General features: G+C 73.3%; 7 protein-coding genes. 3 read left to right on the top strand and 4 right to left on the bottom strand.

The window, feature by feature from the left end:
- Nucleotides 1–957: hypothetical protein (locus tag FXF51_RS60135; RefSeq protein ID WP_187415212.1), on the bottom strand; the 957-nt coding region annotated here is incomplete at its 3' end.
- 393 nt (nucleotides 958–1,350) lie between these two features.
- Here FXF51_RS60135 and FXF51_RS60130 point away from each other — a divergent pair.
- The 3 genes from FXF51_RS60130 (at nucleotide 1,351) to FXF51_RS60120 (ending at nucleotide 5,406) form a co-directional block, all read left to right on the top strand.
- Complete coding sequence (locus tag FXF51_RS60130; RefSeq protein ID WP_148443824.1) at nucleotides 1,351–2,997, top strand: ThuA domain-containing protein; 1,647 nt, start codon at nucleotides 1,351–1,353, stop codon at nucleotides 2,995–2,997.
- A 97-nt stretch (nucleotides 2,998–3,094) separates the two neighbouring features.
- The gene (locus tag FXF51_RS60125; RefSeq protein WP_148443823.1) at nucleotides 3,095–5,029 is read left to right on the top strand and encodes a serine/threonine-protein kinase; all 1,935 of its coding nucleotides are present in this window, start codon (nucleotides 3,095–3,097) and stop codon (nucleotides 5,027–5,029) included.
- Nucleotides 5,026–5,406 carry a hypothetical protein gene (locus FXF51_RS60120; RefSeq protein ID WP_148443822.1) on the top strand — a complete coding sequence of 127 codons (381 nt, stop codon included), beginning with the start codon at nucleotides 5,026–5,028 and terminating at the stop codon, nucleotides 5,404–5,406. Before FXF51_RS60125 ends, FXF51_RS60120 begins: the two co-directional genes overlap by 4 nt.
- Nucleotides 5,407–5,493: 87 nt before the next feature.
- Here FXF51_RS60120 and FXF51_RS60115 read toward each other — a convergent pair whose 3' ends face one another.
- The 3 genes from FXF51_RS60115 to FXF51_RS60105 form a co-directional block, all read right to left on the bottom strand.
- Entirely contained in the window at nucleotides 5,494–6,798 is a 1,305-nt protein-coding gene (locus tag FXF51_RS60115) for a hypothetical protein (RefSeq protein WP_148443821.1), read from the bottom strand.
- A gap of 73 nt (nucleotides 6,799–6,871) precedes the next feature.
- A complete protein-coding gene (locus FXF51_RS60110) occupies nucleotides 6,872–7,843 on the bottom strand; it encodes an Acg family FMN-binding oxidoreductase (protein WP_148443820.1) in 972 nt (323 codons plus the stop codon).
- A gap of 57 nt (nucleotides 7,844–7,900) precedes the next feature.
- Nucleotides 7,901–9,104 (bottom strand): GAF domain-containing sensor histidine kinase (locus tag FXF51_RS60105; RefSeq protein ID WP_148443819.1); only part of this gene is annotated, 1,204 nt, incomplete at its 5' end.

Genomic DNA, 9,104 nt, shown 5'->3' with positions numbered 1-9,104 from the left:
GGGAGACGCCGCCACTCCGGACACCACCGGCTTGGACGTGTCCACCCGAGCGGCCTGCCACTGCGACCACGCACCGGTCACGCCGCCGGAGGTGGAGGCCCGGACCCGCCAGCGGATCAGCCATCCGTCCTTCAGCTTCCCAGCCGTCACCACCGGCGACTGCACCCAACAGGGGATCGACGACGAGCACGCGCCACCATAAACCGCACCCGTACCGGACCAGATCAGCCCCGAGCCCTGACTGGCCGCCGACGGGTCATGCTCGACCTGAGCCTCCAACCGCAACGGCCGCGACTGCGGATCCGTCCCGTAAGCGGAGAACGTCGGCTGCGTAGACGACAACGTCCATAACCCGGACACCGCCTGCCCGGGAGACGCCGCAAGCCCCGACACCACCGGTAAAGACGCGGCCGCCTGCGTGACCACAGCACTTGTGCCGTCCGAAAGTGACGCGTTGTCGCTCCGCGTGGAGACTTTGCTCAATCCCGTGGCTCGCGCCTGCGCCGGAGAACTCGGCGACGTATCGGCCCGTTCGGCTTCTTCCCAGGACAGCGGAGGCGGGGAGTTCAATCCATTGGTCGCCGGCTTGTCACTCAGGCTCGGCTTTTTCTCCAGCGGCAGCGCCTTTTTCGGACGCTTGCTGTCGGATATTTTTCCGACGCCGTCGGGCTGCGTTGCCGCCGGGTCCACGAGATGGGGAAGCCCGTCGGCCGATCCCGATCTCTGGACCGGAGCCGCCGTCGAGGAACCAGCCGCCGGTGAAGCCGGAACATCCAGCCGTGCCGGCACGGGATCGGCGGTGACCGCCATGGCCTCCACCGTCAGGAAGCTGGGCAGGAGCGCGATCACCGTGGCGGCGGCGAGGCGGGCCGCCCAGCGTGATGGACCGCTCCTGCCCAGCCCTAAGCCACTTCGACCGAGCACGCTCTCCCGACCCCGTGCACGCAGCATCGCCACGCCTCGCATTTCGCAAAGAAGGAAGCCTTGAATGGCCCTGGCGCACGCCATAAGCCCGCAGTAAATAACAGGCGCAGTTTTATCCGACCCGCGATCCCGCTACTAGATCTTGACATTTCGGCTGCGATGATCAACCGGGCCGGGCCGGGAAAAAGGTGCTGCTCATGGCATCCCGATCGACGGCGCGAATTCTTCGAGTGTGACGCAAATCACACTGTTTTCCCGGAGACCCGCGCACAAGGGGACGGCCCGGCGCCGCAACGGCATGGCCTACATTTTCTCTATATTGATGGCGTACGGCATTGACCGTTCTCGCCGGAAACCGGGCTTGACGTTCTCCGCCGCAGCGGCGACGGTCGAGGGCGAGTCCCACCGATCAGCGGGTAGGCGGCGATGTTGCACAGACTCCTGACCCTGACGCTGGTCGCGGCCACCCTGACCGCGACCCCGGCGGAGCCGGCGTACGACGTGCTGGTCTTCTCCAAGACCGCCGGTTTCCGCCACGACGCGATCCCCGCCGGCATCCAGGCGATCCGCGACCTCGGAACGGCCCACGGCTTCACCGTCACGGCCACCGAGGACGCGAACGCCTTCGCGGACCTGTCCGGCTACGAGGCCGTGGTCTTCCTGAACACCACCGGCGACGTGCTCGACGACGCCCAGCAGACGGCCTTCCAGCAGTACGTGGACGGTGGCGGCGGCTACGTGGGCGTGCATTCGGCGGCCGACACCGAGTACGACTGGCCGTACTACGGGAGGCTGGCGGGCGCGTACTTCAGGAACCATCCGGCCATCCAGCAGGCCACCGTCCGGACGGAGGACCGGGCGCATCCGGCGACCGCGCACCTCGGCCCCACGTGGACGCGCACCGACGAGTGGTACAACTACCGGACCAATCCCCGCCCGTCCGTACATGTCCTGCAATCTTTGGACGAGGCCAGCTACAGCGGCGGCGACATGGGCGGCGACCACCCCATCACGTGGTGCCACCCGCAAGAGCGGGGCCGCGCCTTCTACACCGGGCTCGGTCACACCATCGAGTCCTACGCCGACCCCGCCTTCCGCGAGGTGCTGCTGGGCGGCATCCGGTACGCGGCCGGGACGGTCAAGGCCGACTGCCGTCCGGAGAACGGCTACAGCTCGCTCTACGACGGCGACACCAGCGGCTGGTCACAGGCGGGCCCCGGCGGGTTCGCCAACGCGGACGCCACCCTGACCTCGCAGGGCGGGCTCGGCCTGTTGTGGTACTCGGCGGAGGAGTTCGGCTCGTACTCGCTGAAGCTGGACTGGCGGGTGACCGGCGACAGCAACTCGGGCGTGTTCGTGGGCTTCCCGGCGTCGGACGATCCGTGGTCGGCGGTGAACAACGGGTACGAGGTGCAGATCGACGCCACCGACGCCCCCGACCGCACGACCGGCTCGATCTACGGGTTCAAGGCCGCCGACCTGGCCGCCAGGGACGCGGCGCTGAACCCGCCCGGCTCGTGGAACACCTACGAGCTGCTGGTGGAGGGTGAGCGGCTGCGCGTCTACCTGAACGGCGTGCTGATCAACGACTTCACCAACGCCGACCCGCGCCGTTCGCTGCGCCAGGGGCACGTCGGCATCCAGAACCACGGGGACGCCGACCAGGTCTCCTTCCGCGACATCCGCGTCAAGCGGCTGGGCGTCACCGTGGAGGGCGAGGCGTGCACGGCGGGCGACGGAGTGCGGGTGGTGCGGCGGGCCTCCGCGAGCGGCGGCAAGGTGCTCGGCCGGATCGACGACGGCGACTGGGCGGGCTACGGGCGGGTCTCCGTGGAGGGCGCGACGAGCTTCTCGGCGCGCGTCTCCGCCAGAGGTGGCGGGGCGATCCAGGTGCGGGCGGGCACGCCGGCCGGGCCGCTGCTGGGCACGGCCACGGTGCCGGGCGGCGGCGGACGGGACAGATACCGCGACGTCACCACGACGCTGACCGGCTCCGCGGCCGGCCCCGTGCACCTGGTCTTCGAGGGCCGCCGGTTCGAGCTGGACTCCTTCGCCTTGCGGTACGCCCGCTGAACCCGGGTCGTCCGTGACATCCTGGTGCCACGGACGACCTGCGAGGCCTGCCATGCCCCCCGACCCGGCACCATTACAGCCCGGAGATCCGCGCAGCGTGGGCGGCATCACGCTGCTCGGGCGGCTGAGAGCGACCGGGTCCGGCCCGGTCTACCTGGGTGTGACGGCGGACGGCCGGAGGGTGTCCGTCCGTGCGGTTCCGGCGCGGCCGGGGCAGGAGGTCGTGAGGATCGCCCGCGAGCCGTCGATCCCGCCCGGGGACGGCATCGCCCCGGTGATCCAGTTGGAGGCGGACAGCGATCTGGTCTATGTCGTGAGTCCCCATGTCGAGGGCCTCACGCTGGACGAGACGGTCGCGCGCGACGGGCCGCTCGCCTTCGAGGAGCTGTGGGTGCTCGCGGCGGGGGTCGCGGCGGGGCTGCGCACCATCCATGACGCGGGGGTCGTGCACCGTGCCCTGGGCCCGGGCGCGGTCGTGCTCTCTCCGGGCGGGCCCGTCGTGACGGACTTCGGGGTGACGGCGTCCGAAACGAGCTTGACCAGCGTCGGGCTGACCTCCCGCGGCCTCCTGCAGCCGTCCTTCCTGGCTCCGGAACAGGTGAGTGACGAGCGCGTGGGGCCGGCGGCCGACGTGTTCGCCTGGGGGTCGCTCGTGGTCTTCGCGGCGACGGGGCGGCCGGCCTTCGGGAGCGGGTCGCCGGCGTCCGTTCTCTACCGGCTGCTCCATGACGAGCCCGATCTGGACGGCGTGCCGGAGGGGCTGCTCGGGCTGGTGCGGCGGGCGCTCGCCAAGAGCCCGGCCGAACGGCCGACGGCCGAGCAGCTCGTGCGGGAGCTGCTACGCGCCGCCCCTGCGCAGTGGCCGGATCAGCGGGGAAGCGCGGGCCCGGTTCCGCGACCCTTCGACCCTCCGGCGCAGGGCCATGGCCAGCAGTATCCGGGTTACCAACCCGCCGACCCGCAGGGCTATGGCCAGCAGTATCCGGGTTACCAACCCGCCTACCCGCCGGCGCAGGGCTACCAGCAGCCGAGCTCCATGGCCTGGGCGCCGCCCCGCATCCCATCGCCTGCCGCCACCCGCCCGCACCGCCTCGTGCCCGCGCTGGTGACCGACATCATCGTCGTCTCCCTGGCGATCGCCGCCGCCTCGGCTCTGCGGTGGTTCGGCCCGATCTCCACCACGGTGCTGGTCGTCGCGCTCGTGACGGCGTCCGCGGCGCTGCTGGGCCGGTGGTGGCTGGGACGGCCAGCGTCCGTCGCGCGCTGGGCGGCCAGGCGCGGGCGCGGGCTGCTGCGCCGCGGACGGCCGGACGCGGCGCTGGCGGCGTTCCAGCTCGCGATCGACCACGCCATGGGCAGGCGGCGGCTGGTCGCGCGGGCCAACCTCGCGGTGGCCCACCGGGAGGCGGGGAACCTGGCCGCGGCGCGCCACCTCCTCGAGGAGGTCCTGCCTGAGCTGACCGGCGAGCTCGGCGCCACGCACCCGGAGGTGCTCACCGCCCGCGCCGACCTGGCCGCCGTCCTGCGTGACCTGGGCCGCACCGAGCAGGCGGCCGCCGAGCTGCGGACGGTCGCCGACAGCACGCGGCACGCCCTCGGCGCCGAGCATCCGCAGACCCTGCGGGCCGGCGCCAACCACGCCGTCGCGCTGCACGACGCGGGCGACAGCGACAGCGCGCTGCGGCTGCTGCGCGACCTCCTGCCCCGGATGGAACGGGTTCTCGGACGCCGTCATCGCGACGTCCTGGCGGTCGGAGCGAACGTGGCGGCGCTGGCCGAGCCGGGCCGGGCCGCCGAGGCGACGCGCCAGGTGCTCCGCAGGCAGCGGCGTGAGCTGGGGCCCTCCCATCCCGACACGCTGCGCACCTCGACGAACCTCGGCTACCTGCTCCTGCGCGACGGCGACGAGGAGGCGGCGCTGGCGCTGTTCGACGAGGTGGCCGGCCTGGCCCGCGCCACGCTGGGCGGCGGGCATCCGCTGGAGCTGCGGGCCAGCCGGGGGGCGTCGAGCGTGCGCGGAGGCTACCGGTGATCGGCCGCCGCCATCCGCGGGCGCTGCTGACCGCGGCCGTCGCCGCGGCGCTGGGCGTGGTCATCAACGTGGCCACCGACCTCGGCGACAACGCCTGGGCGTGGGCGTCCGTGCTGGCTCTCACCCTGCTGTCCGGTACGGTCGCCGCCGCCGTGGAGGGCCGCCAGGCCGGGAGCGGCCGGACGGTCGTCACCCAGGTGGGCGGCTGGCGGGCCTGGCTGTCCGGCTCCAGGCAGCGTACGGAGATCGAGGGCGTCGTCCTGGTCATCGAGGTCGAGACCCGCCCGGACGGCTCCCGGGTCAAGCGGACCACGGTCTACTCCGAGGAGGTCGCGATGAAGCTGACCGGGCTCGGGGAACGCGAGGCCGAGGGCTGACGCCGCCAGAGGACGCGCCGCACGCGGATGCCGGGAGGCGAGGTCGTCAGGGCACGCGCCGCACGCGGATGCCGGGAGGCGAGGTCGTCAGGGCACGCGCCGCACCCGGATGCCGTGGGCGTCGGCGCGCTGGACGCCGCCCGCGTCCACGTTCGTGATCGGGATCAGGCCGCGCACCTGCCCGGAGCGGCCGTCGTCGGTCATCCGCACGATGAGCATGCCGGGGTCGTGGCCGTGGGAGGAGTGCGGGTCGCCGGACAGCGGGTTGGGCCCGCGCGTGGAGGCGAACGCCCACCCGTGGCCGGGTGACGACGCGAACAGGTCGACGGTCGGGTCGGCGCTGTACGGCGAGGTGAGCGGCACGGTGCCGACGCGGGCGCCGGTGCGGCCGTCGAAGACCTCCACCACGTTGGCGTCGCGGTCGCCGACCCAGACGTAACGCTCGCGGGCACTGACGGCGGTGCCGTGGGCGTCGCGTTCCGGGGTGTCGTCGTCGAAGAGCCGCTCCACGGCGGGCGTGTTCGGCGGGTTGGCGGCCGAGTAGCCGCCGCGCGGCATCCGGAAGACGCTGAACTGGTCGAGGTTGGCCGGGGTGCCGCCGCCGCCGTCGCCGTAGACGAAGCCCTTGGCCTCGATGAAGCCGCAGCCGTTGGCGGGCACGTGCGTGGCGTCGTACTCGCCGGTGATCGCCATCGGGGTGGCGCGCCAGTCGACGACGAACATGCCGCCGCCGCGCAGGCTGACGAAGACGGGGCCGTTGTCGGAGGCGATGAACGGGCAGATGGGCGCGTTGTCGGGGCGCACGGCGGGGGCCTGGCAGGGCGCGCCGGACGGGGTGGTGCAGCCGGCCAGGTCGAGGGTCGCGGCGGGCTCCTGGGTGAACGTGCCGGTGGCGTAGTCGGTGCGGATGCGCTCCAGCTTCTTGCCGTTCTGGTTGGCGATGACGAGGTAGCGGTCGTCGCCGGTGGGCCACAGGGCGTGCGCCTGGCGGGCGCCGCCGGCTCCGGTCTCGGTCTCGACGCAGGTGAGGGGGCGGTGGGTGGCGGCGTCGAAGATGACGACGTGGCCGCTGGCGACGAAGGCGAGCGCCGCGTGCGTCTCGGCCTGGTTGAACACGATCATGTGCGGCCTGACCGGGTTCCTGCCGGTGGCGGACAGGCACAGGGCGGACGTGGCGCCCGCCAGGTCGATCACGGCGGTCGGGCGGGCGGCGGACAGCCGGCTGGTGACGTCGCCGCCGTCGTAGACGTGGATGTAGCCGCCGTGGGCGAGGCCGTCGCTGTCGGACTGATCGACCAGCCAGATCTCGTACGCCTCACGCCCGGGGGCGGCCGAGGCGGCTCCGAGGGTGAGCGTCATCAGGAGTGCGGCGATCACGGCACGCCACTTCACGGCGCCTCCCAGGGGCGTCTCGAGCACCGATGGTCGCCTGCAGTGTCTCCGCGATCTCGCGCCCCGGCAAGGGTCACTCCACGAGATCGGCCAGCAGGCGGCGGACCGCGCCCTTGCCGTCGTAGGTGACGCCCAGCCGCATGATCATCTGCGGGTGCTCGCCCGAGCAGAGCTCGTGGCGCAGGAACTCGCGCAGCAGGTCCATCTCCAGCGCCTGCGTGTGGAAGGCGGCGCTGACGCCGTGCGCGGCGGCGCGCAGCAGCACGTGCTGCAGCGCCTGCCCGCAGGCGATCCACTCCTCGCGGCTGTCGTCTTGGGTGGTGAGCAGGGCCGGCACGCCGATCGACGTGCCGCCGCCGTCCTCGCCGCCCCAGTCGTGGCGCCAGGAGTAGTCGCGTTGCGGGAAGCGCGGCTCGGTGCGCGCGGGGGTGCGCGGGTAGGCGTCGGCGGGCACGCCGTCCCTCCGGCTGCTGCCCGGCGGCCGCGCCCAGCGGATCACCTCCAGGCTCCAGCGCCGGTCCCCCGCCTGCGCGGCCTGGGCCGCCTGGGTGAGCCCGGCGAGCACGTCCACCGCGCCGGGCGCGAGCACGGGGGTGAGCCTGGCGCCCTCGTCCGCCGCCGCCGCGACCAGCCGGTCGAGGAGCCGGTCCCGCACGGGCAGGCCGGTGAAGCCGGCGCGGTGGGTGCGCCGCAGCTCGATGTGCTCGCCGAGCAGCCTGGTCTCCTCGTCGGGCTTCGTCGGCACGCCCGGCCTGACGGTGGCCAGCAGCGACGGGCGGTCGGGGTCGGGCAGGACGCGGACCACGGGTTCGAAGCCGTGGCAGCGCAGCGCCGTACGCATCGTGAACAGCGCCGCGCCGCAACTGATCAGCTGCTCGCGCCCGGACGCGTCGCCGACCCGGAGCTTCCTGTCGGTGTCGGCGCGCAGGCCGATCTCCTCCTCCGACACCGAGAACGTCCAGGGCTGGGTGTTGTGCACGGAAGGCGCCCAGCGGGCGGCTTCCAGGGCGGCGTCGATCGCGGGCTTCACCGATTGATCGGTCATGGCTTCGTCCCTTCACCTCACGGTTCGCCCAGCGCATCACGGCGCGGGCGCCCCGGTTCAGGGCCGAAGGTCCCGCGAGGCAGGGCCGGTGGGCCCGAGGGGGACTTCCCAGCGCAGGCGGGTGCCGCCGCCGCCGGGCACCTCCAGGCAGGCGGTGCCGCCGAGCCGCTGGGCGCGTTCCTCGATGTTGCGCAGGCCGCTGCGCCGCCCGGCCTTCCCGACGCCGGCGCCGTCGTCGGTCACCACCAGCGCGAGCCGGTCGCGGCCCACCTCGACCGACACCTCCGCCCGCCGGGCGTGGGAGTGCCGCACCACGTTGGACAGCGCCTCGCGCAGCACGGCCAGCAGGTGCTCGGCGACCGGCTCCGGCACCACGGTGTCGAGCTGTCCCTCCATGTGCAGGCCCGGCATGAACCCGAGGTGGCCGCCCGCGCCCTCGACCAGCTCCACGATCCGGCCCCGCAGCCCCGGCGCGGCCTCGCCCACCGGCCCCTGCAGCGCGAAGATCGACGACCGGATCTGCCGGATCGTTCCGTCCAGCTCGTCGATCGCGTGCTGCAGCCGCTTGGCGGCCTCCGGGTGGTCGACCAGCCGCACCGTGCTCATCAGCGTCATCGCGGTCGCGAACAGCCGCTGGATGACGACGTCGTGCAGGTCCTTGGCGATGCGGTCGCGGTCCTCCAGGAGGCCGAGGCGTTCGGCGTCGCGCCGCGCCTCCGCCAGCTCCAGCGCCAGCGCCGCCTGCCCGGCGAACGCCTCCAGCACCTGCCGGTCGGCCATGCTGAACGGCAGCCGGCCGCTCCGCTTGGCCAGCACCAGCACGCCCCGCACGCCCGGCGCGGCCCCGAGCGGGACGAGCAGCACCGGCCTGCCCTCCGACCCGGCCACCGGCCCTTCCACCGGCCCTTCCACCGGCCCTTTCACCGGCCCTTTCACCGGCCCTTTCATCTGCTCGGTCATCGGCCCGGTCATCGGCCCGGTCATCGGCTTGCCGCCGGTGAAGACCTGGCCGGCCGGGGTGCCGTCCAGCTCGCAGGACGAGCCGAGCAGCTCCTCCGCGCCCTCGCCATCGGCCGCCGCCACCCGCAGCGCCGCGCCCTCCGGCAGCAGCACCTGCGCCAGGTCCGCGTCGCTGAGCTGGCGGGCGCGGGCGGCCACCACCGACAGCACCTGGCGGGGGTCGGCGCCCGACAGCAGGTTCGTGGTGACGTCGGCGGAGGCCTGCAGCCACGTCTCGCGCCGCCGCGACTCCTCGTAGAGC

The sequence above is a fragment of the Nonomuraea sp. PA05 genome, assembly GCF_008086045.1.
In the GTDB taxonomy this organism is placed as follows: domain Bacteria; phylum Actinomycetota; class Actinomycetes; order Streptosporangiales; family Streptosporangiaceae; genus Nonomuraea; species Nonomuraea monospora.
The sequence above is the reverse complement of the archived record's forward strand: the minus strand, read 5'-3'. Positions and strand labels throughout refer to the sequence as shown.

Coding starts and splice junctions, on each gene's coding strand:
- FXF51_RS60110 (WP_148443820.1), bottom strand. CDS start 7,843: ATGACCGATCAATCGGTGAAGCCCGCGATCGACGCCGCCCTGGAAGCC.
- FXF51_RS60130 (WP_148443824.1), top strand. CDS start 1,351: ATGTTGCACAGACTCCTGACCCTGACGCTGGTCGCGGCCACCCTGACC.